This window comes from Pandoraea sp. B-6 (assembly GCF_000282835.1).
Classification (GTDB): domain Bacteria; phylum Pseudomonadota; class Gammaproteobacteria; order Burkholderiales; family Burkholderiaceae; genus Pandoraea; species Pandoraea cepalis.
The window spans coordinates 466-22049 of sequence record NZ_KB290531.1 but is presented as its reverse complement, the minus strand read 5'-3'; the positions used below and the strand labels follow the sequence as shown (position 1 = coordinate 22049).

At 63.9% G+C, this 21584-nt stretch carries 16 protein-coding genes; 3 read left to right on the top strand and 13 right to left on the bottom strand.

Translation table 11 applies throughout. The annotated features are described in order from the left end of the window. Positions 1–108: 108 nt before the first annotated feature. The 4 genes from phaR to phaC form a co-directional block, all read right to left on the bottom strand. Complete coding sequence (phaR, locus tag A985_RS0114180) at positions 109–684, bottom strand: polyhydroxyalkanoate synthesis repressor PhaR (protein WP_017234064.1); 576 nt, start codon at positions 682–684, stop codon at positions 109–111. Positions 685–848: 164 nt separating this feature from the next. After that, positions 849–1589 carry a 3-ketoacyl-ACP reductase gene (locus A985_RS0114175; protein ID WP_026131972.1) on the bottom strand — a complete coding sequence of 247 codons (741 nt, stop codon included), beginning with the start codon at positions 1587–1589 and terminating at the stop codon, positions 849–851. Positions 1590–1770: 181 nt separating this feature from the next. Further along, positions 1771–2952 carry an acetyl-CoA C-acetyltransferase gene (locus tag A985_RS0114170; RefSeq protein WP_017234062.1) on the bottom strand — a complete coding sequence of 394 codons (1182 nt, stop codon included), beginning with the start codon at positions 2950–2952 and terminating at the stop codon, positions 1771–1773. Between the two features lie 61 nt (positions 2953–3013). Beyond that, complete coding sequence (phaC, locus tag A985_RS0114165) at positions 3014–4864, bottom strand: class I poly(R)-hydroxyalkanoic acid synthase (RefSeq protein ID WP_232424621.1); 1851 nt, start codon at positions 4862–4864, stop codon at positions 3014–3016. Positions 4865–5058: 194 nt separating this feature from the next. Between phaC and A985_RS25540 the strand changes: the two genes are divergently transcribed. Beyond that, complete coding sequence (locus A985_RS25540; RefSeq protein WP_017234060.1) at positions 5059–5304, top strand: hypothetical protein; 246 nt, start codon at positions 5059–5061, stop codon at positions 5302–5304. Between the two features lie 38 nt (positions 5305–5342). Here the strand turns inward: A985_RS25540 and pgeF are convergent, their stop codons facing one another. Both pgeF and A985_RS25535 read right to left on the bottom strand, forming a co-directional pair. Next, positions 5343–6164, bottom strand: a complete 822-nt coding sequence (gene pgeF / locus A985_RS0114155; protein ID WP_157211472.1) for a peptidoglycan editing factor PgeF — start codon at positions 6162–6164, stop codon at positions 5343–5345. Next, positions 6145–7305, bottom strand: a complete 1161-nt coding sequence (locus tag A985_RS25535) for an RluA family pseudouridine synthase (RefSeq protein ID WP_083902310.1) — start codon at positions 7303–7305, stop codon at positions 6145–6147. Before A985_RS25535 ends, pgeF begins: the two co-directional genes overlap by 20 nt. 21 nt (positions 7306–7326) lie before the next feature. Between A985_RS25535 and A985_RS0114145 the strand changes: the two genes are divergently transcribed. Beyond that, on the top strand, positions 7327–8151 hold the full coding sequence (locus tag A985_RS0114145; RefSeq protein WP_017234057.1) for an outer membrane protein assembly factor BamD: 825 nt from the start codon (positions 7327–7329) through the stop codon (positions 8149–8151). A gap of 114 nt (positions 8152–8265) precedes the next feature. Here A985_RS0114145 and A985_RS0114140 read toward each other — a convergent pair whose 3' ends face one another. The 3 genes from A985_RS0114140 to A985_RS27065 all read right to left on the bottom strand — a co-directional run bounded on the left by A985_RS0114140 (position 8266) and on the right by A985_RS27065 (position 11701). Next, complete coding sequence (locus A985_RS0114140; protein WP_039830365.1) at positions 8266–10524, bottom strand: ATP-dependent DNA helicase; 2259 nt, start codon at positions 10522–10524, stop codon at positions 8266–8268. An 85-nt stretch (positions 10525–10609) separates the two neighbouring features. Beyond that, positions 10610–10813 (bottom strand): YdcH family protein, encoded by a 204-nt coding sequence (locus tag A985_RS0114135; RefSeq protein WP_017234055.1) that lies wholly within the window; start codon positions 10811–10813, stop codon positions 10610–10612. Positions 10814–10858: 45 nt separating this feature from the next. Beyond that, the gene (locus A985_RS27065) at positions 10859–11701 is read right to left on the bottom strand and encodes a hypothetical protein (protein ID WP_157211471.1); all 843 of its coding nucleotides are present in this window, start codon (positions 11699–11701) and stop codon (positions 10859–10861) included. 141 nt (positions 11702–11842) lie between these two features. Between A985_RS27065 and A985_RS0114125 the strand changes: the two genes are divergently transcribed. Further along, positions 11843–14194, top strand: a complete 2352-nt coding sequence (locus A985_RS0114125; protein WP_017234053.1) for a Tex family protein — start codon at positions 11843–11845, stop codon at positions 14192–14194. Between the two features lie 238 nt (positions 14195–14432). Here the strand turns inward: A985_RS0114125 and A985_RS0114120 are convergent, their stop codons facing one another. The 4 genes from A985_RS0114120 to A985_RS0114105 form a co-directional block, all read right to left on the bottom strand. Further along, complete coding sequence (locus A985_RS0114120; RefSeq protein ID WP_039830364.1) at positions 14433–16325, bottom strand: potassium transporter Kup; 1893 nt, start codon at positions 16323–16325, stop codon at positions 14433–14435. A 414-nt stretch (positions 16326–16739) separates the two neighbouring features. Then, a complete protein-coding gene (locus A985_RS25525) occupies positions 16740–17471 on the bottom strand; it encodes a DUF2968 domain-containing protein (RefSeq protein WP_083902309.1) in 732 nt (243 codons plus the stop codon). Between the two features lie 439 nt (positions 17472–17910). Next, complete coding sequence (locus tag A985_RS0114110; RefSeq protein WP_017234050.1) at positions 17911–19326, bottom strand: sigma 54-interacting transcriptional regulator; 1416 nt, start codon at positions 19324–19326, stop codon at positions 17911–17913. A gap of 130 nt (positions 19327–19456) precedes the next feature. Further along, positions 19457–21505, bottom strand: coding sequence for a pilus assembly protein TadG-related protein (locus A985_RS0114105; RefSeq protein WP_017234049.1), 2049 nt, complete (start codon positions 21503–21505; stop codon positions 19457–19459). Between the last annotated feature and the right edge of the window lie 79 nt (positions 21506–21584).

Here is a 21584-nt window from a genome sequence, read left to right as displayed (position 1 = left end):
GCGGCGAACAACCGCGTATTTTACCCTGTTCGCCCGTGGGGCGTTCCAACTATGTTGCCGATCGCGACGTTGCGCGCCCCGTGCCCCATCGCAACGTCGGCCAAACCGTCAGGGCTTCTTGTTCGGGTCGCCCGGAGCGCCCGGCGCTCCCGGGAACGGGAACGTATTGAACATCGACTTCGCCTGGGTCTGCATCTGCTCTTGCATCTGCACGAACAGGTTCTTCGACTGCTCGATGTAGTTGGTCATCATGCCCTGCATCATCGGCGCCTGCATGTTCATGAATTGCGCCCAGACGTCCGGGTTGAAGGACGCGCCTTCGTAGATGCCCTTCGACTGATCGGCCAGCTTGTTCTGAATTTCGATGAACGTCTGGATATTCTTCTCGAGATACGTGCCCATCATGCCCTGCAGCGCATGCCCATAGAAACGAATGATCTGCGACAGCATGGCGCTCGAGAACATCGGCACGCCACCGGTTTCTTCTTCCAGAATGATCTGCAGCAGAATGCTGCGCGTCAGATCCTCACCCGACTTGGCATCGACGACCTTGAACTCCTCGGTCTCGAGTACCAATTGCTTCACATCGGCAAGGGTGATGTACGTGCTGGTCTGGGTATCGTACAGACGCCGGTTCGGATACTTTTTGATCAGGCGTTCGTCAGTCTTCTTGCTCGCGGCCATGCGGTGGGTTTCCTGCTTTTATGAAGGACTTCCCCGACCGGCGGTCGGGGTTAGTCACATATTATCGATTCTAGGACGTTTGCTGCTATGCGGCAAAGCCCTAACCCGCAACGGGGCGCGCGGCGCGGGTGTCGCCCGTCGCGCCCCCTACGCCCCGATCCCGCTTAGCCCATGTGCAGGCCACCGTTGAGCGAGAAATCCGCCCCCGTCGAGAAGCCGGAGTCTTCCGATGCCAACCACGCCACGATGGACCCGATCTCACCCGGTTCGCCCAGGCGCTTGACCGGAATCGTGGCCACGATCTTGTCCAGCACGTCCTGACGAATCGAGCGCACCATGTCCGTCCCGATATACCCCGGGGACACCGTGTTGACCGTGACGCCCTTGGTCGCCACTTCCTGTGCCAGCGACATCGTGAAGCCGTGGATACCGGCCTTGGCCGTCGAGTAGTTGGTCTGACCGAACTGCCCCTTTTGCCCGTTGACCGACGAAATGTTGATGATGCGGCCCCAACCACGCTCGCACATGCCCTCGATGACCTGCTTGGTCACGTTGAACAGGCTCGTGAGGTTGGTGTCGATAACGGCATCCCAGTCCTCGCGGGTCATCTTGCGGAAGACGACATCGCGCGTGATGCCCGCGTTGTTCACCAGCACGTCGACCTCGCCGACCTCGGCCTTGACCTTGTTGAACGCGGCCGTCGTGGATTCCCAGTCGCCAACGTTACCTTCGGACGCGATGAAGTCGAACCCCATCGCCTTCTGGTCTTCCAGCCACTTCACGCGGCGCGGCGAATTCGGCCCGCAACCCGCCACCACCTTGAAGCCATCCTTGTGCAGCCGCTGGCAAATGGACGTACCAATACCGCCCATCCCACCTGTCACATATGCAATGCGTTGAGTCATGGAAAGCTTCCCCCAAAATAGCGGCATCTCTGCCGCCTGTTGCGACTGCCAATTGACTGACGCACAAGCCGCGCGTTCCCGCGCGCGCCTTTCGTCTCCTGCCGACTTCAGCGTGCGCCCGTGCGCACTGCACGCACGGACGATACCGATTCGATTTTTTTCGAACGCTCGCCGATGCGCGTCAGACGCGCTCGAGCGCCAACGCGACGCCCATGCCACCGCCGATGCACAGCGATGCCAGGCCGCGACGCGCATCCCGGCGCGCCATCTCGTGCAGCAACGTCACGAGAATACGGCAGCCCGACGCCCCGATCGGGTGTCCGATGGCGATCGCACCACCGTTCACGTTGATCTTGGAAGTATCCCAACCCATCTGCTGGTTCACGGCCAGTGCCTGCGCCGCGAAGGCTTCGTTGATTTCCATCAGGTCCAGATCGCTGGCCTTCCACCCCGCACGCGCGAGGCAACGCTGCGATGCCGGAACCGGGCCGATGCCCATCACCTTCGGATCCACGCCCGCGTTCGCGTACGCGACAATGCGCGCGAGCGGCGTAAGCCCCAGTTGCTCGGCGCGCTTGGCCGACATCACGACGACAGCGGCCGCGCCGTCGTTGATCCCCGACGCATTCGCCGCGGTCACCGTGCCGTCTTTCGCGAACGCTGGCTTCAGACCCGCGAGCGACTCGGCCGTCACGCCATGGCGAACGAATTCGTCGGTGTTGAACACCAGCGGATCGCCCTTGCGCTGCGGAATCAGGACCGGCACGATCTCGGCGTCGAAACGGCCCGCCTTTTGCGCGGCCTCGGCCTTGTTCTGCGAAGCGGCGGCGAATGCGTCCTGCATTTCGCGGGTGATGCCGTATTCCTTCGCGACGTTCTCCGCCGTGATGCCCATGTGGAACTGGTTGTACACGTCCCACAGGCCGTCGACGATCATCGTGTCGATCAGCTTGGCGTCGCCCATGCGGAAGCCGTCACGCGAGCCCGGCAGCACATGCGGCGCGGCGCTCATGTTCTCCTGCCCCCCCGCCACGACGATATCGGCCTCGCCCGCGGTGATCGCGTTCGCGGCGAGCATCACGGCCTTCAGGCCCGAGCCGCACACCTTGTTGATGGTCATGGCCGGCACCATCGCAGGCAGACCCGCCTTGATGGAAGCCTGTCGCGCCACGTTCTGACCCGAGCCGGCCGTGAGTACCTGACCCATGATGACTTCGCTCACGTCCTCGCCCTTGAGCTTGGCGCGCTTGAGCACCTCGTCGATCACGATGGCGCCCAGATCCGGCGCCGCCACCTTGGCGAGCGAGCCGCCAAATTTACCGACTGCGGTACGCGCAGCCGACACAATCACGATATCCGTCATGTCTCTTTCCTCGTTTCCAAATGAGTCGAACCCGCGGGGGATGCCCGTGGGTGCCGCCCGTTCAGGCCTTGGCCTTCACGTAGCGACCGGGCGCCGGTTCGATAGGGGCATAAACAACATTACCATACGCTTTTGGCGCCTTGACGCGTTTTCCTGCGTAGCCTGCAAGCCACTCGCTCCAGTCGCTCCACCAACTGCCGGGGTGCTCCGTCGCGCCGGCCAGCCAGTCGTTGGCATCGGTACCCACGTCGTCGTTGCGCCAGTAGCTGCGCTTTTTCTTGGCCGGCGGATTGACCACGCCCGCGATGTGACCAGAAGCGCCCAGCACGAAGCGTCGCTCGCCGCCCAACAACGGCAGCGAACGGAACGCCGACGTCCACGGCACGATGTGATCCTCGCGTGAGCCGAACACATAGGCCGGCGCGTCGATGGCGCCCAGATCCAAGGGCACGCCGCACGTTCGCACCGCACCCGGGCGCTTCAGTTCGTTTTGCAAATAGAGATGGCGCAGATACCAGCAGAACATCGGCCCCGGCAGATTGGTGCCGTCACCGTTCCAGTAAAGCAGGTCGAACGGCTGGGGCGCATTGCCCTTCAGGTAGCTGTCGACCACATAATTCCAGACCAGATCGTTCGGGCGCAGGAACGAGAACGTATTCGCCAGCTCCACGCCACGCATGAGGCCCGGCGGATGCCCGGCGCCGCCGCCGATCGTCTGCTCGCGGAATTGCACATGCGGCTCGTCGATGAAGACGTCGAGCACGCCGGTATCGGAAAAGTCCAGCAGCGTGGTCAGCAAGGTCACGCTGGCGACCGGCGACTTGGCACCCTTCTGGCCGTTCGCGGCCAGCACGGCGAGCGCGGCGGAGAGCAGCGTGCCACCCACGCAGAAGCCGAGCGCATTGATCTGCGGTTGCCCGCTGATCTCACGCACCACGTCGATCGCGGCGATCGGCCCTTCGCCTACGTAGTCGTCCCAGGTCTTGTGAGCGAGCGATGCGTCGGGATTGCGCCAAGACACGACAAACACGGTATTGCCCTGCTCGATCGCATAGCGGATCAACGAGTTCTCCGGCTGCAGATCGAGGATGTAGTACTTGTTGATGCAAGGCGGCACGACGAGTAGCGGCCGCTGATGCACCGTTGGCGTGAGCGGCTTGTACTGGATGAGCTGGATCAGGTCGTTCTCGAAGACCACGGCGCCTTCGGTCGTCGCCACGTTGCGACCGACTTCGAACGCGGCCTCATCGGTTTGCGACACCTTGCCCTTGCCCATGTCGGCAAGCAGGTGCTGCATGCCGGTGAGCAGGCTGTCGCCTTTCGTTTGCACGAGGCGCTGCTGCGCGTCCGGATTGGTCGCGATGAAGTTGGCCGGCGAACTGGCCGCCACCCATTGCTCTACCGCAAACCGAATCCGCTCGCGCGTTTTCGCGTCGGCGTCGACCAGTTCGGCCATGCGCAGCAAGAAGCGTCCATTGAGCAAATACAGCGCCGCGGGCATCGCGTAGAACGGATTACGCCAACCGTCGCCCGCGAAGCGCCGGTCTCCCAAGGCCGGCGCCGTGTCCAGTCCGGGCTGCGTGAAGCTGGCAACAAGTTCGGAAAATTCGCGCGCATATTCCGTCTGAAGGGCATTCAGACGCGCCGGATCGACGTGCGGTGACGTCGGCGGCGGCAGGCTGCCGGCCTTGCCGATGAGATCGAAAAGCCCGGCGAACGGGTTTGCGGCGGACGGTGTCCCAGGGGCACCGGAGAATGACGAGCCGGCAGCCCCCGGCAGCGCCCCGAACAGTTGTTGGGCAGCCGTGAACCACTGCGACATGTCCTGAGCGGAGAGCGAAGCGGAGGGAAACTGCTTGGCGAACGAGGCGGCCAACGAGGCCGGATCGAAGTTGGCACTGGCGCGATTCATGATAGCCTGAGTGTCACGTTCGTTGCGTTCACGGGCCAGCGCCCGAAACGCGGCGGCACGCAGCGCTTGCTTAGCGATACGCCCCACCTGCGAAGCATTCTTGCGTGCGCGCGCAAGTGTGTCAATGCTTGCAGCGTCCGTCTTGCGTGCATTTTTCCGTCGCCCCACCTATTTTTGCCTGCGCGTTTGCCCCAATGCTGATCGTCATTCTTGGCTGGCTTTATGTCATTGCGATGGTCGCCATCACCGCGCCGTCCGTCGCACTGGGTATCGTCATCTTTGTCTGCGGTGGCCTCGCGCCGACGATGCTCTGTTTGTACATCGCAGGCGCCCGCCTCCGGCGTGCCCGCCCGCCGCGAACCGATGACGCCGTCGCGCAAGTCCCTTCATCGTCGGATCGCGACGCCTCACCGCGCTCGCCGCCCACGCCGTTGCCGTGACAGAACCCCGGACGGACTCGCTTGCGCGGTAATCGGCGTCAGGCCGTGCGCCACACGAGTGCCGCCATGCGACCCGTCGTCCGGTCGCGCCGGTAGGAATAAAATCGCGCCGAATCGCCGACCGTACACCATTGCCCGCCCGAGACCTGCGTCACGCCCTCACGGGCCAGTCGCAACCGTGCGAGCGCACACAAATCCGCCAACGACTTCCCCGCATCGGGATCGCCGTGCGGGACGAACGCAGACTGCGTCGCTTCACGCTCGTCCGGCGTTGCCGCGGCAAGAAACGCCTCACTCACCTCCCGGCCGACTTCGAACGCTTGGGGCCCAATGCAAGGGCCGAGCCACGCCAAGACCGGCGCATCGGCGTCGCCCTTCGGCAAGCGGGCTCGCAATGCCTGCACTGTCTGCTCGATCACCCCGGCGCAAAGTCCGCGCCAGCCGGCATGCGCAGCGGCCACCGCACGCCCTTGCGCGTCGCACAGAAGCACCGGCAGGCAATCCGCCACCATGACGGTGCTCGCAAGGCCAATCTCGCTCGTCGCGCTGGCATCAGCCTGCAGCGGGTCGCCGGCATCGGCCGCCTCGAGCGCCGCGCGCGCATCGACCACACGCGGGCCGTGGATCTGCGCCACCCATGCCGACGGTACGCCCGTGCGCGACGCGAGCAACGCACGATTGATCCGCACGGCGGCCGGCTCGTCGTCCGCCTTGGTCCCCAGGTTGAACGTGGCTTGCGGCCCTTGACTCACGCCGCCCGCGCGCGTCGTGAAGACGGCGCGAACGTTGGCCGGAGCGGGCCAGTCGGGGACGATCCAGTCCGCGGGCATCAGGTCTGACTCAGGCAGGGAAGAAGTCATCGAGCGAATCGGGGAGCGTTGAAAAATCGAACTCGAGCCCGAGCGCGGCCACGAGCGCACGCAGGTCATCCGGCAAAGGTGCCTGCCAGTGCACGAGACGGCCATCCTCGGGATGAATCAACCCCAATCGCCAGGCGTGCAGCGCCTGACGCGCAAAATCGCCCGGCAACACCGGTCGTTTGTGACGGGGTTTGTAGAGGGGATCGCCCAACAGCGCATGGCCGAGGTGCGAGAGATGAACGCGGATCTGGTGTGTGCGCCCCGTATCGAGCGAGCAAAGCACGAGCGACACCGGGGAACCTTCCCATTCTGCGCTGGCGACCGTCACGACGCGCGTGCGCGCCGGCTTACCGCCCTGCCCGGGCACGACCGCCATGCGAGTGCGCTCACGCGGGTCGCGACCGATGGGAGCGTCCACGACCGTGCGCTGCGGCGGGCGTCCCCACACCAGCGCGGCGTAATGGCGTTTGACGGTGCGGGCCTGCAACTGGCGCACCAGATCGGTTTGCGCCACCAGTGTGCGCGCCACGACCATCAGGCCCGACGTCTCCTTGTCGAGCCGGTGAACGATACCGGCGCGCGGCAGATCGGCGGCCGCTTGGCCATAGCGATACAACAGACCGTTGAGCAAGGTGCCGGACCAGTTACCCGCCGCCGGATGCACGACCAGGCCCGCCGGCTTGTTGAATACGGCCAGTGTTGCGTCTTCGTAGACGGCGTCGAGCGGCACCGGCTCGGGGGCAAACGCGAGTTGATCGGGCAGTGGTGCCGGCGTGATGACGACGGCCTCGCCGCCCGCCACTTTCTGGCGCACCTTGGCGGCCTCGCCGTCGAGCGTGACGCGGCCGTCTTCGACCCACGCCTGCAACCGGCTACGGGAGTATTCGGGAAAACATTGCGCGAGCGCCTTGTCCAGTCGCTCCCCGGCCAGCGACTCGGGTAAGGTGGCGCCAAGCGGCGCGCTGACGCCAGCCCCGCCCGACAAGGCGGAACCGGATAAGGGAGCACCGGGAGGGGCGCCGTCGGCTGCCGTTGGAAAAGCCTCAGAAAGCGAATCGAGGTCGTCGTCAGACGAATCCTCTGCATTTTCCGTGGCAAATGAGGCGGTTACGCTATAATCCGGCAGAATTGAATGGGTCATCGAGAAGTGAAGCTAACGAGCATGCAAGCCCTGAAACTTGTCAAACACCTGACGCTGGCCGCAATCGTGGTCGGCAGCCTTGCCGCCTGCGGCATTCTGCCGGAGAAGGTCGACGAAACGGCCGGCTGGTCGACGAACAAATTATACTCGGAAGCCAAGGACAGCTTCGATAGCGGCGACTACACGAAGGCCGCCAAGTACTACGAGCTGCTCGAAGGGCGCGATCCGTTCGGCCCGCATGCGCAGCAAGCGCAGATCAACACGGCCTACTCCTATTACAAGGACAACGAGCCGGCGCAGGCCCTCACCGCCATCGACCGCTTCATCCGCCTGCATCCGGACAGCCCGTCGATCGATTACGCCTATTACCTCAAGGGTCTGATCAACTTCAATGACGACCTGGGCCTGTTCGGCCGCTTCTCGGGACAGGATCTCAGCGAGCGCGATCCGAAGGCACTGCGCGCGGCTTACGACAGCTTCAAATACCTGGTCGAGCATTATCCGAGCAGCAAGTACGCCAACGACGCCGCGCTGCGCATGCGCTACGCCGTCAACGCCATGGCCGCCCACGAAGTGCATGCCGCCGAGTACTACTATCGTCGCGGTGCGTACCTGGCTGCCGTGAATCGTGCACAAAGCGCGCTGAAGGACTACGATCAGGCACCGGCGCTCGAAGACGCACTGGGCATCATGATCAAGTCGTACGATAAACTCGGCATGACCGAACTGCGTGACGACGCTCGCCGCGTGATGGAAAAAACCTATCCGAAGAGCGGTTATCTGACAGTCGGCCATCGCACCGACACCAGCGGCGACAAGAAGTCCTGGTGGCAGCTCTGGCGGTGAACGTCGCTTCGGTCTGCCCCATCGAAAAGCCCTCGCTCGCGCGAGGGCTTTTTTGTTTTGGTGCGTGATGCGCCAGGTCGAGTCCGGCGAAGGCCGCAGCAATGCATCGGTGTGTCAGTCACCCGCGTCGGCGGCGATCTCATCGAAGAAGCCGCGCACAATGGGTAGCTCGCGCGTGCGCTTGAACGGCGGCAGGCTCTGCCAGATCCGGCGGCCGTACGGCTTGTCGACCAGACGCGGATCGCAAATCATCAACACACCACGATCGAGTTCAGAACGAATCAACCGCCCCGCGCCCTGTTTGAGCGTGATGACCGCCTGCGGCAACTGATGCACGGCGAACGGGCTGAGCCCCTTCTTCGTGAGCGCGTCGAGCCGCGCGGCCAGCACCGGATCATCCGGCGGCGCGAACGGCAATTTGTCGATGATGACAAGCGAGAGCGCCTCGCCGCGCACGTCGACCCCTTCCCAGAAACTCTGACTGCCGATGAGCACGGCGTTGCCGAGCGCGCGAAACCGATCGAGCAGTTCGGTGCGGCTCGCCTCGCCCTGCACGAGCAGCGGATACGGCCAGCCACGGCGGTCGAACTCCTCACGCAGACGTTCCGCGGCGCGGTTGACCGCGCGCAACGTCGTACACAGGACAAACGCCCGGCCACCACTCACTTCGAGCACCGGCAAGGCGGCGTCGAGCACGGCGTCGGTGAAGCCCGGCGCTGACGGCTGTGGCAATCCGCGTGGCACGTACAGCAGACTCTGATTCGGATAATCGAAGGGGCTAGCGAGCGTGAGCGACTTGCCCGCATCGAGCCCCAACTGCGCCGCATAGTGCATGAAATTGCCCTTCACCGACAACGTAGCTGACGTGAAGATCCAGGCCCGCGGCGCTCCGGCACGCTGTTTCGAGAAGATCGGCGCAATCGAAAGCGGCGTCTGATGCAACTGAACCGCCTGAGAGAACACCTCGATCCAGCGTACCGTCTCCGGGGGCGTGTAGTTTTTTTCCGCCGCCCCCTCGTCCGTCGAAGTGCCCGATGCCTTCGCGTCGGCCGCCAGCCGCGCAGCTTCCGCCTCGCGCGCCTTGGCCGCCTTTTCGCGTTTGCCGTCGGTGACACGCGGTGCATCCGGATCCAGCAGCGGCAGCGGCGACTCGCCTGGCACGGGCGGCGTTGCCCCGGTCTGCCAACGTTCCAACTGCTGATGCAACTCCAGCGCGCGACGCAAGCAAGTCCCCAAGGCTTCGGCTCGCTCGGACTGGTGCTGGAGCGTCTCGATCATGTCTTGCAATGCGACGTCCACGCTATCGAGCGCGCCGAACAACTCGTGATCGTCGGCCAATTGTGCGACCGACATCCGCGTATTGTCCTGCCCGAAGGTCAAACGCACATCGCGCGCCGCCCGCTCGAGGTTCGCACCGAGTTTGACCCAGTCTGCCGCATCGCGCGCATGAATCAGCCCCTCAGCCACGCAGTCGCGCGCCAGTTCGAGCATCTGCCCGGTCGAGACCGTCTCACCGAAGAACAGCGTGGCGGTCTCGGGCAACTGATGCGCTTCGTCGAAGATGACCGTGTTCGCGCTCGGCAGCAGCTCGGCCATCCCCGTGTCGCGCAACATCACGTCCGCAAAAAAGAGGTGATGATTGACGACCACGAGATCCGCCTGCTGCGCTTCCTTGCGCGCCTGCATCACGAAGCAATCCTTGTAGCGCGGGCATTCCTGACCCAGACAGTTGTCGCGGGTGGACGTGACTTGCGCCCAGATGGGCGCATTCTCCGGCACCGAGGCCAGTTCCGCCTTGTCGCCACTGTGCGTGATTTGCGCGAACGTCGTGATCTCGCGCAACTGGGCCGCTTCATGACGTGACGCGAAGCGTCCTTCCTGCTGGGCGCGCTCGAGATAGTAATGACAGAGGTAATTCGCGCGCCCTTTGAGCATGGCCACCGTCACCGGCACCGCGAGCGCCTTGCGCACCGTGGGAATGTCGCGCGCGAAAATCTGATCCTGCAAGTGCTTGGTGCCGGTCGAGATGATTGTCTTGCCGCCCCACAGCATGGCGGGCACGAGATACGCGTAGGTCTTGCCGGTGCCGGTACCGGCCTCGGCAATCAGCGTGTCGTGCGTGTCCATTGCGGCGGCCACGGCGCGCGCCATCTCGGTCTGCGGTTCACGCGAGCGATAACCGTCGATCGTGCGCGCCAGCATCCCGCCGTCGCCGAAGATCTCTTGCAACTCGCGCTCGCGCTTGGCGGCAAGCGGCTTGAGTCCATAGAACGTGGGCGTCTCGGCGGGGCTCGGGGAGATGTCAGGGAAATCGCTGGAGGCGGCGGAATCGGTCAAAACGGCAGGAAAACTCAAAGGTGCCGCGCATCGCATCGAGTGGATTCGCGACGCCGGCAATGAAAAAAGCAATCGCGCCGACGGTCGGACGCGTGTCGCAAACGTTGCGTGGGACGCCCGCTCAGGCGGGCTGGTCCGGCATTTGCTGCACTTGCAGCAGGGTGATCGTGTCCTTGATTTTCAAACGGCGCTTCTTGAGCCGTGTGACCCGGAGTTCGTCGTACGCCGGTTCCGTCAGCAACTTGTCGATCAGGAAGTCGAGATCGCGGTGTTCGATCTGCAACTCGATGATGCGGCGCCCGACGGAGTGAAGATCCTGCTGCATCGTGCTCACTCTCCTGCGACTCTCAAAAGATTCCGGGGCTGGCGTTCACTGCCCCGGCAACGGCTTCTGTGCCGGCGAACTGCCCGATTGCGACTCGTTGCGGCGCGCATCCGACTTCTTCTGGCGCTCGATGGCGTCCTGCTGCTTCTGATTGAACTTGCGCACGTTGTCTTCGCGCTCAGCCGCTTTTTGCGCTGCCGTCGCCTTCGCGTCGTCGAGCTTCTGCTGCTGCCCGGACTGCTTGGCATTGTACTGCTCGGCGTTGGCGGCACGCTGCGGCGCCTGTCCTGTGCGCTCGGTCACACGCTGCTGATACTCGGCCTGCTTGGTCTGGTAATTGGATACGTTCTGCGCACGCTCCGCCGCGCGCTGCGGCGCTTCGGCCGCCGTTTGCGCCCGCTTCTCCGCCAGACGCTCGTCACGCTCCTGCGCCCGCGCCTTGCGCTCCTGGTCTTCCAGCACCAGCCGTTGGCTGCGAACGGCCTTGAGGGCCGCGCGTTGATCGTCACGCGCGTTGTCGATGCAGTAATTCACGAAGAACTTCGACGCACACTCGTACTTCGCCTGTTCGAAGCGATAGTCGATCCAGGCGCGCTGCCGATCGAGCACCGCACGGCGGCCGGCGAAGTCGTCATCAGCGGGGTGCAGATCGAGCGCGTCGTCGTACGCGACCGGCTTGTCATCTTCGGCGATGGCGGCACTCGCCGCACTGGCCGGCGACGGTGTGCGATCGGCCGTGGCATCGAACGGCACCTTCGGCACGCGAAGCTGTTCGGTCGTGCGTCCTGCGGCCTCGGTCGCCGAGAGCCCCTGCGCGAACGACGTGCCAGGCACGACGGCGGCCGCCGTCACGATGCCGAACGCGCCCACCGCGGCATGGCGACACAAAGACTGGCGCGAAAACAATTTTGCGAAGGAAATCATGAGGTTGAGCAGAGTGATGCCAAATTTTAACATTGCCTGCCCGGACGCGCCCGCGGTTTATGGCAAAATGCCCCGCTCCTGGCACTTGGGTAACTCGCAACACTCATGACGCAAAACGTAGCCCTTCAGATCGTTCAACGCATCGCCGACGAACTCAACGTGCAGCCGCGTCAGGTGGCCGCCGCCGTGCAACTGCTCGACGAAGGCGCCACCGTGCCCTTCATCGCTCGCTACCGCAAGGAAGTCACCGATAACCTCGATGACACGCAGTTGCGTACGCTCGAAGAACGCCTGCTTTATCTTCGCGAGCTGGAAGAGCGCCGCGCGGCGATCCTCGCGAACATCGACGAGCAAGGCAAGCTGACCGACGAGCTGCGCACCGCCATCGAGGCGGCCGACACGAAGCAGACGCTCGAAGACCTCTATCTCCCGTACAAGCAAAAGCGGCGCACGCGCGCGCAAATCGCCCGCGAAGCCGGCCTCGAACCGCTCGCGCAGGCCTTGCTTGCCGACCCGACACTCGACCCGCAGGCCGAGGCGGCAAAGTTCGTCGATGCCGAAAAAGGCGTGGCGGACGTCAAGGCTGCGCTCGACGGCGCCCGCGACATCCTGTCAGAACAATTCGGCGAAACGGCCGAGTTGCTCGGCAAGCTGCGCGACTATCTGTGGCATCAGGGCGTCGTGTCGTCGAAGGTCGTCGAGGGCAAGGAAAGCGAGGAAGGCGAGAAATTCCGCGACTATTACGACTACGCCGAGCCGATCGCCGCCGTGCCGTCACATCGCGCACTGGCCCTCTTCCGCGGCCGTAACCTCGGCATTCTGATGGTCAAGCTGGGCCTTGGCGAGGAACTCGACACGCAAATCCCGCATCCGTGCGAAGGCGTGATTGCCGGGCACTTCGGCATTCGCCAGCAGAACCGCTCCGCCGACAAGTGGCTAGGCGATGTCTGCCGTTGGTGCTGGCGCGTAAAGGTGCAGCCGCATCTCGAATCGGAACTGCTCACGCAAATTCGCGAGAGTGCCGAGAGCGAAGCCATTCGCGTGTTCGCTCGCAACCTCAAGGCGCTGTTGCTCGCCGCGCCGGCCGGTCAGAAGGGCGTGATCGGTCTGGACCCGGGCCTGCGGACCGGCGTGAAGGTGGCCGTGGTCGATCGCACCGGCAAGGTGCTGGGCACCGACACCATCTACCCGCACGAACCGCGCCGCGATTGGGACGGCTCGCTCTCGCGACTCGCCAAGATCGCCGCTGCCACCGGGGCGGAACTCGTGAGTATCGGCAACGGTACGGCCTCGCGCGAGACGGACAAGCTTGCGCTGGAGTTGATCAAGCGCCATCCCGAGCTCAAGCTTCAGAAAATCGTGGTCTCGGAAGCCGGGGCCTCGGTGTACTCGGCGTCGGAATTCGCTGCGAAGGAATTCCCCGACCTCGACGTGTCGCTGCGCGGCGCGGTGTCGATCGCCCGCCGCTTGCAAGATCCGCTGGCCGAACTCGTCAAGATCGAGCCGAAGGCCATCGGCGTGGGCCAGTATCAGCATGACGTGAACCAGCGCGAGCTGGCGCGCATGCTCGACGCCGTGGTCGAAGACTGTGTGAACGCCGTGGGCGTGGACGTCAATACCGCTTCGGCACCGCTGCTCGCACGCGTCTCGGGCCTGAACGGCACGCTTGCAAAGAACATCGTGGACTTCCGCGACAGCAACGGCCCGTTCCCGAATCGCGAAGCGCTCAAGAAAGTGCCGCGCCTGGGCGACAAGACCTTCGAGCAGGCCGCCGGCTTCCTGCGCGTGACCGGCGGCGACAATCCGCTGGATCGGTCGTCGGTCCACCCGGAAGCGTATCCGGTCGTCGAACGCATTCTGGCGAAGATCAAGAAGAGCATTGGCGACGTGATGGGCAACGGCTCGATCGTGCGCAGTGTCTCGGCGACCGAATTCGTCGACGAGCGTTTCGGTCTGCCAACCGTCAAGGATATCCTGACCGAACTCGAGAAGCCGGGCCGCGATCCGCGACCGGAGTTCAAGACGGCGACGTTCCAGGAGGGGGTCGAAAAGCTCACCGACCTCAAGCCGGGCATGCAGCTCGAAGGCGTGGTGACAAACGTGGCGGCCTTCGGTGCGTTCATCGACATTGGCGTGCATCAGGACGGCCTGGTGCACGTCTCGGCGATGTCGACGAAGTTCATCAAGGATCCGCACGAGGTCGTGAAGGCCGGCGACATCGTGAAGGTGAAAGTGCTCGAAGTCGATCCGCGCCGCCAGCGCATCTCGCTCACGATGCGCCTGAACGACGACCTGCCGGTGGCGGGGGCGACCGATCGTCCGAGCAGTAGCGGCGGTGGCGCACGCAGCGGCAACGGTGGCAATGGCGGCGGCCAACGTGGCGGCGGCGGTCAACGTCAGCGTGAACCGGAGACGGTGAACGCCATGGCAGCCGCGTTCGCCAAGCTCAAGCGCTAAGTCGAGCCCCAGCGCTCACGAGTCCGACGCACGCGCAAGCGTTACCTCGCGCCGCGTCCCGTCTCGTTGCGACCGGCCCGCCCTCTCCGGAAGGCGGGCTTTTTTTCGGTCCGCCAAAACGCCAAACCCCCAAGGGCTGGCGGCCTCGCCAATCCTTGGGGGTTCGTTGCATCGAGTTCACGCACGGCCATGTCAAACGGCGCAGCGTGCCCGGCCCCTCAGGGCACGGGACTCGCCGTCAGATTTCGATCTTGGTCCCCAGTTCGACCACGCGGTTCGCGGGAATGCTGAAGAAGTCGGTCGGCTTGGCGGCGTTCTGGTGCATCCATGCGAACAGACGTTCGCGCCAGATCGACATGCCCGGCAACTTGGTCGGCACCACCGTCTCGCGCGCGAGGAAGAACGACGTGTCCATCAGCTCGAAGTGCATGTCCGTCTTGCCCTCGAGCAAATTCAGGACTTCCTTGACGTCGGGCGTCTCGTTGAAACCGAACGTTGCGACTACGCTGAACAAGCCGCCGGAGTGATCCTGGACCTCGATGCGATTGAGATCTTCGACATACGGCACATCGACCGTGCGGAAGGTAAGGAAGATCGTGCGCTCGTGCAGGATGCGGTTGTGCTTGAGGTTGTGCAGCAAGCTCACCGGCACTTGCGTGTTGCCGCCCGTCAGGTAGATGGCGGTGCCCGCCACGCGATGCGGCGGATGCGCGAGCAACCCCTGCAAGAACGGCGCGAGCGGAATCCCGTCGGCGGCCGTGCGCTCACGCAGCAATTGGCGCCCCTTGTGCCAGGTCATCAGCATGAAGAACAGGAAAGCCCCCAGCGCTAGCGGCAGCCATCCGCCCTCTTCCACCTTGATCAGGTTCGCGCCGAAGAAGGCGAAGTCAACCACGAGGAAGCCGGTGATGATCAACGCCACCAGGAACTTGTTCCAGTTCCAGACCTTGACCATGACGACGCACGCCAGAATGGTCGTGATGACCATCGTCGTGGTCACGGCAATACCGTACGCGGCCGCGAGATTGCTCGACGACTTGAAGGCCAGCACGATCCAGATGATCACCAGCAACAGCGCCCAGTTGATCACCGGCATGTAGATCTGGCCGATTTCGCGATCTGACGTATGCAGGATCTTCATACGCGGGACATAGCCGAGCTGAATGGCCTGACTGGTCAGCGAGAATGCGCCGGAAATCACCGCCTGCGAAGCGATCACGGTCGCCGCCGTTGCCACCATCACCAACGGCACCAGCGCCCAGTCCGGGGCCATCAGGAAGAACGGGTTTTCGATGGCCTTTGGCGTCGTCAGCAGCAATGCCCCCTGGCCGAAGTAATTCAGTGTCAACGCCGGGAACACGAGGAGCGACCACGCAAATCGGATGGGCCGAATGCCGAAATGCCCCATGTCCGCATAGAGCGCCTCGGCCCCGGTCAACACCAGGAACACCGAGCCGAGCACGATATAGGCTTGCAGGGCGTGCGTATGGATGAAGCGGATGCCGTAATACGGGTTGATCGCCTGAACGATCTCGGGCGCGGCGATGATGTTGTACACGCCGAGCACGCCGAGAATCACAAACCAGATGACCATGACCGGGCCGAAAAGGCGTCCGACCTTGGCCGTGCCTGACTTCTGCATCCAGAACAGAACGATCAGGATGACGATGGTGATCGGCAGCACGAAGCGCGCGAGCGACGGGGCGGCAATCTCTAGCCCCTCGACCGCCGACAGCACGGAAATGGCCGGCGTGATGACCGCATCGCCATAGAACATACAGGCGCCGAACATGCCCAGCATCATCAGCACCGCCGCCCATCGGCTGCCGCTCCGCACGCTGCGCAGGCTGAGCGCCATGAGCGCGAGCACGCCGCCCTCGCCGCGGTTGTCCGCGCGCATCACGAACAGCACATACTTCAAGGAAACGACAATCACCAGGGCCCAGAACAGCAGCGAGATGATGCCGAACACAGCTTGCTGGGTAAACGGAATGCCGTGTTGCGGATCGAAACATTCCTTGAGCGCATAGAGCGGACTGGTGCCGATATCGCCGAAGACCACGCCGATGGCCGCCACCATGAGCGCGGGCAAAGCCTGAGGGCGCTGCCCGTGTCGTATGTTTTGCGTCATAAGGTTTGGGTAATCGCTTTATTGCGCTGCACAAAATGGGCGCTATTCTAACTGGGCGCCGGTTCCCTCGCCAGTCCGGACAGGTGCTGAGTGCCGGACGTCTGACATGGCAGGCTACGCTAGGATAATTCGAGCCGTGCGCCGTGACCAGTGCGGCGCGACAAGGGTTTTGCCACCCCGGCGCACCCTGGGATTGGGCGAGCGGCGCCGCGTTTCGAGTTGCAAATGCGCGACATATGCCCGGCATGCGCATTCACGAGTCGACAGCCCCGCCAATTGCGTGTACCGGTGCACCACGCACGACACCGCCGCCGGCGGCGAAGCGCTGGCGCGGCGGCCCATAAAAAAACCGCCCGAAGGCGGTTTTCCCAGCATTTGAGCCGTCGACCGAACGATGTCCGGCAGGTCATCGCCTTAACGATGACGCGTTGCCTTGCCGCGATGGGCGGGGCTCTTGACCGAGCGCACGAGGCTCGAATCGGCACTGTTCTGCTCGGCTTCAAGCGAGCGGATCTGGCCTTGCAGGTCGTTCAGGCGCAGACGCGCTGCGGTACGTTCGGTTTCCAGTGCCGAGGCCTGTTCGCGCACTGCCTGCTGGTTCTCGGCCAGCGCCTGTTCCTGCTGGCGTTGAATCGTCAGGTCGTTCTGCACCGCGTTCAGGCGCGCTTCACTCGCGGCGAGCTGGCGCTCCATCAGCGCCTTTTGCGCTTCGAGCTTGATGCGACGGATTTCGACGTCGGCGAGCACCTGCGTCTGGCGCACGAAGTCGCCATAAAGTGCTTCCGCCTTCTTCTCGTTGCCGAGCTTCACGACGCGCCAGAACTGGCCCTCATGGAACAGTGCGACGTAATAGCCCAGCGTCTGCGGATAGAACAACAGGCTCGCGCCATAGCGGCCGTTGTAAGTTGTGCGAAGTTCGGAGACTTCCTTGTTCTGAATGCGATCGCGCAGTTCCTGGATCGTCCCCGAGGCCGCCGCCGGCGCGTTGGCCGACTGCGCAGGCACTGTCGGCGCCGCAAGTTGGGCAGGCGATGCGCCCGTCACGTCCTTCACTGCGTCCGCCGCCCCCGCTGGCGTTCCCCAGGCTGCCAGGCATGCCACCCCCACGCCCAACCAATACCGCCCCCGGCAATCACTGATTTTCATCTGATCTGTTTTCCTCTTATCGACCGGACCGTTTCACGATCCTTGTTCGCCGCATTCGTTCGCCCCTCCGGACTCCGCCCCGAGGATCTGAGACCTGCGTATTTGTGGAATGATAACCGCACGCCCGCAATAGCCGCCAATTCTATCCATTGACGCGCCCGCTTCCAAGCGCCGAATGCGTTATTGTGCCCGCCTGAATTCATCTGTTGATACCGCGCAACTCCACACACCGTGCGAGTTCTCCTGGACGGAACTTCGATGTCAGACAAATCCCGTCATTTAGGGACGAATCGAGGAATTGCCCACGCAACACGCGGCGATATCGGGGCACGATCCCATGGCGAGGGGCGGATGGCATCTCTCGGACCGCCGCTGGCTTTTCAGTCGTTTCCTTCGGTTTGCCAACCAGGCGCGCCGAATGCCGTCCGGTCACGGCGCACTAGCGATCGCTACCGGTGCCCGCCTCGAACTCGCCGGCCAGTTCCGAATCGTTGCCAACGATCTGATACTTGCGCATTTTTTCCCACAGCACCTTGCGGCTGATGCCCAGGGCATTGGCGGTGTCCTGGCGTCGCCAGCCGTTGGCGTCGAGCGACGCGACGATGCGTGCGCGTTCGGTGGCATCCCAACGGGCGCGATCGGTGAGCACCGCGCCTCGTGCGCCGTCATCACTGCGTGAGGGGGTGCCCATGGAAAGCGCGTCGAAAATCGGGCGGATGCGCCGCTCGTCCCAGCCCCCCAATTGCCGATAGATGATGCCGACACGCTCGGCGATGTTGCGCATTTCACGCACGTTGCCGGGAAACACCCCGCCCTCGACCAGTTCGCGCAGCCACGGCGGCACTTGCGCGCCGACCTCGCTGTCGCCGACGACCTTGCCGAGATAGGCCGTGAAAACGGCGAGCTTGTCGACGGGGCCGCGCTCCTCGAGACTCGGGATATGCAACTCGATCACGGCGAGACGGTAGAACAGGTCGGCACGGAACAGTTCGTCGCGCACCATCGTCTTGAGGTGCTTATTGGTCGCCGCCACGAGCCGAAAGTCGAGCTTCACGGGTTGCGCCGACCCCAGACGCGTCACCGCGCTGTCCTCCAGCACCCGCAACAGCTTGACCTGCTGATACAACGGCAGATCGCCGATTTCGTCGAGGGAGAGCGTGCCGTCGTTGGCCTGCTCGAAATAGCCTTTGTGCGAATAGAGCGCCCCCGTAAACGCACCTTTGGCGTGGCCGAAGAAATGCGACTCGAACAGGCCATCGGGAATCGCACCGCAGTTCACGGCCACGAAGGGGCCTTGCCCGTAATGACTTTGCTTGTCGTGCAGCAGGCGCGCGATGCGCTCTTTGCCCACCCCGGTCTCGCCGTGAATGAGCACGTTCGAATCACAATCGGCGAAGGCGTCGACCTCCGCGAGCAAGCCCAGCATGGCGCTCGACTGCGCAACCAGCGGGTCCACCGGCGCGGGGGCGCGGTCGGCTTCCGCGATGGCGCCCGAGAGTTTGAAGATGAGCGTGCGCAATTCCGCGCCGGAGAAGTCGAGCGTGAGGATATTGCTGTACTCGGGCGGATAGACGCGCGGATCGTTCTCGCGCGGCGTGGTCGCGACCCAGATGACAGGCATGCCGTGGCCCAACTGCCACTCCTGGGCATTGGTCGATGCGCCTTCGATCACCGACACGCTGACCACGGCGATGGATGGACGCGCCTTGGTGCGCTCGCGCGAGAGGTCGACGCCGTCGGCACGAATGACTTCCATGTCGAAGCTCGCGAGGCAATGCGCGACGCGGTCGGCAATGTCCGACTTGCCCTCCCACACGTACACATCGAGATCTTCACGTACTGGCTTGCTTTTCATGCTTGTCCGCTGGTTGCCGGTCGCGCCAGGCGCCCGTCATGGTGAATTTCAGTCCTGATATCCGTCGCCCGCTGTGGGGCCTCGCTGTTCCGCTCCTGTTCCGGTTCGCTTGCGCGATCGTGCCGCTTCGCTAATAGACGAGTTGGACGAGTCCGTTCTGGCAGTTGATGCTGTCGACTGTCACCGTGGTGGTACCGAGCGTGATGCCGAGCGACGTGAGTAACGTGTTGAGTAGCGTGCTCAGTGGCCCTAGCAGCGGATTGAGCAAGGTATAGACCACACTGCCGAGCACGGGCGAGACGTCGGCGCTACCGATCGACCCCGACACGGCATTGACGCGGCACTGATTTGCCCCGCTGCCCGACAGATTGCACACCAGATCCGAAAAGCCGCCCAGCAAACCGTTCACGATTGAGCCAAGCGTATTGACCAGCCCAGTGATGAGGCCGTCCACGCCACCGACCACTTGGGGCAGGTTGAGGGTGGCGACGCCACCCAACGTGGTGCCGAGCGCATTGGTCGTGGTGGTGAGCCCTGCGGCGGCAGTACTGAGAAACAGGTTGACCGTCGAGACGGTGGCGCCCACGGCCGCTGTTGGCACGCTGCCAACGAGACCCGTACCGATCGTATTGGATGACGCCGCCCCAGACGCACTCACGTCGAGCGACAGGCCAGTGACCAACGCGCTGACGATCTGGCTCAGATTCACGCTCGAGCCGACCGGCCCGACGGTTTGTGGAAACGGTCCGGTAAACGTCAGCGGCGCGGGCGAATTGGTCACGAGCGAAAGGTTGACGTTTCCACCCACGTTAATCAATCCCAGCAACGTCGCAATGTTCGTGCGCTGCGTCATGAGGGTGGTGCAGCTCGCTGCATCGTTTGCGATGTTCACGCCGCTGGCCGTGCCACCCACACAGGCATTCACCAGCCCGGAATTGATTTGGAGAGTCGCGGAAGGGGTCGCACCGCATTGCAAGGCCGTCACTGTCGCTGTCGACTGTGCCGCCTCCAGCACGAGCGGCAAATTCAACTGCGTCCCCAGCCCATTGAGCAGCCCACCCAGCGTACCTGCAGACGAGTTCACGGTCACGAACAGCCGCAATTGCGCGGTCGTCGCTGTCGCCCCGACACCGCCCACGCCAACCTGTGGCGGCGAAATGACCCGAGCCACGACCGACACCGTACCGCCCAGAATCGGTAGCGACGGAATCGCCACGGCGTTGCTGCCGTTAGCGCCGACGACGGCTGCGGAAATCAGATCGGCGACACCGATATTGGCCGTGAGCGCGTTCGCTGCGCTCACCCCCGCCGCGTCGATGTTGGCGATGAGGCCGGGCGTCGTCGCCGTGCCCAGCAAGTTGATCGGCAGATTCAGCACCGGGCTGCCCGCGAACACATTGATGAGATTGTTCATCGCCGTGACCGACGCCGACAGCGCACCGTTCTGCGTTGCCAGCGCGATATTCGTCGCACTCAGCAATTGCCCGACGGTCAGGTTCTTCACCGCGGCCACGCCCGAAAGCGACGCCACGCTGACATCGCCGGTCACCGGAACCCCAAGCGCCTGCAACAATCCCTGCGGCGTGATATTGACGCCGACTAGCTGCTGTGCTGCGGCGACGTAGAGCGTTGGCGAGATGCCGACCGACTGAAGCAGCGGCGCGAGCACCGAGTTGCTCGTATTAAGCGCCAGCAGTCCCGAGTCGACCGTGAACGTCACCACCGCTGGCGCCTTGCGTGCAATCGCGGTGGCGGTGATCGTTCGGGTGCCGGCGAGCTGGAAGAAGGACGGCACCCCCAACGACAACTTCACCGACACTGCATTTCCACTCGCCGCATTGCCGGCATTGGTCGCGACGAACGTGCCCGGCCCGGTCGCCGAGGCCGACGGCGATGTCCAGATGCCGCACGACGTCGTCACCTGCAAGCCGGTGACGCTGCTGCCCATGTTCGATGTCACGTTGGCCTGTGCGACGCTCGCATACGACGTGGCGTTGGCGCATCCCGGCAGCGTCTGCGCACCGGCGAGCGCGGCCATGTCGGCCGCGCGCTGCAGATCGCGTCGTTGCATGAACGCATAGCCCACATCGATGGCGAACGCCAGAATCAGCGCCACGATCACGAAGACGAAGGCAAGAATCGGAACCGATCCCCGCTGCGCCCCACGTGACGAGGCCATACGATTCGTTCGGCGCAAACGCGCACGCACAGTCATGACACGTTACTGGCTCGCGCCAGCCCCCGCTGTGGCAGGCGCA

Coding starts and splice junctions, on each gene's coding strand:
- A985_RS25535 (WP_083902310.1), bottom strand. CDS start 7,305: ATGACCCATTCAATTCTGCCGGATTATAGCGTAACCGCCTCATTTGCC.
- A985_RS0114105 (WP_017234049.1), bottom strand. CDS start 21,505: ATGGCCTCGTCACGTGGGGCGCAGCGGGGATCGGTTCCGATTCTTGCC.
- A985_RS0114110 (WP_017234050.1), bottom strand. CDS start 19,326: ATGAAAAGCAAGCCAGTACGTGAAGATCTCGATGTGTACGTGTGGGAG.
- A985_RS0114120 (WP_039830364.1), bottom strand. CDS start 16,325: ATGACGCAAAACATACGACACGGGCAGCGCCCTCAGGCTTTGCCCGCG.
- A985_RS25540 (WP_017234060.1), top strand. CDS start 5,059: ATGCTGATCGTCATTCTTGGCTGGCTTTATGTCATTGCGATGGTCGCC.
- A985_RS0114125 (WP_017234053.1), top strand. CDS start 11,843: ATGACGCAAAACGTAGCCCTTCAGATCGTTCAACGCATCGCCGACGAA.
- A985_RS0114145 (WP_017234057.1), top strand. CDS start 7,327: ATGCAAGCCCTGAAACTTGTCAAACACCTGACGCTGGCCGCAATCGTG.
- phaR (WP_017234064.1), bottom strand. CDS start 684: ATGGCCGCGAGCAAGAAGACTGACGAACGCCTGATCAAAAAGTATCCG.
- pgeF (WP_157211472.1), bottom strand. CDS start 6,164: ATGACTTCTTCCCTGCCTGAGTCAGACCTGATGCCCGCGGACTGGATC.
- A985_RS0114175 (WP_026131972.1), bottom strand. CDS start 1,589: ATGACTCAACGCATTGCATATGTGACAGGTGGGATGGGCGGTATTGGT.
- phaC (WP_232424621.1), bottom strand. CDS start 4,864: ATGAATCGCGCCAGTGCCAACTTCGATCCGGCCTCGTTGGCCGCCTCG.
- A985_RS0114170 (WP_017234062.1), bottom strand. CDS start 2,952: ATGACGGATATCGTGATTGTGTCGGCTGCGCGTACCGCAGTCGGTAAA.
- A985_RS25525 (WP_083902309.1), bottom strand. CDS start 17,471: ATGAAAATCAGTGATTGCCGGGGGCGGTATTGGTTGGGCGTGGGGGTG.
- A985_RS0114135 (WP_017234055.1), bottom strand. CDS start 10,813: ATGCAGCAGGATCTTCACTCCGTCGGGCGCCGCATCATCGAGTTGCAG.
- A985_RS0114140 (WP_039830365.1), bottom strand. CDS start 10,524: ATGCGATGCGCGGCACCTTTGAGTTTTCCTGCCGTTTTGACCGATTCC.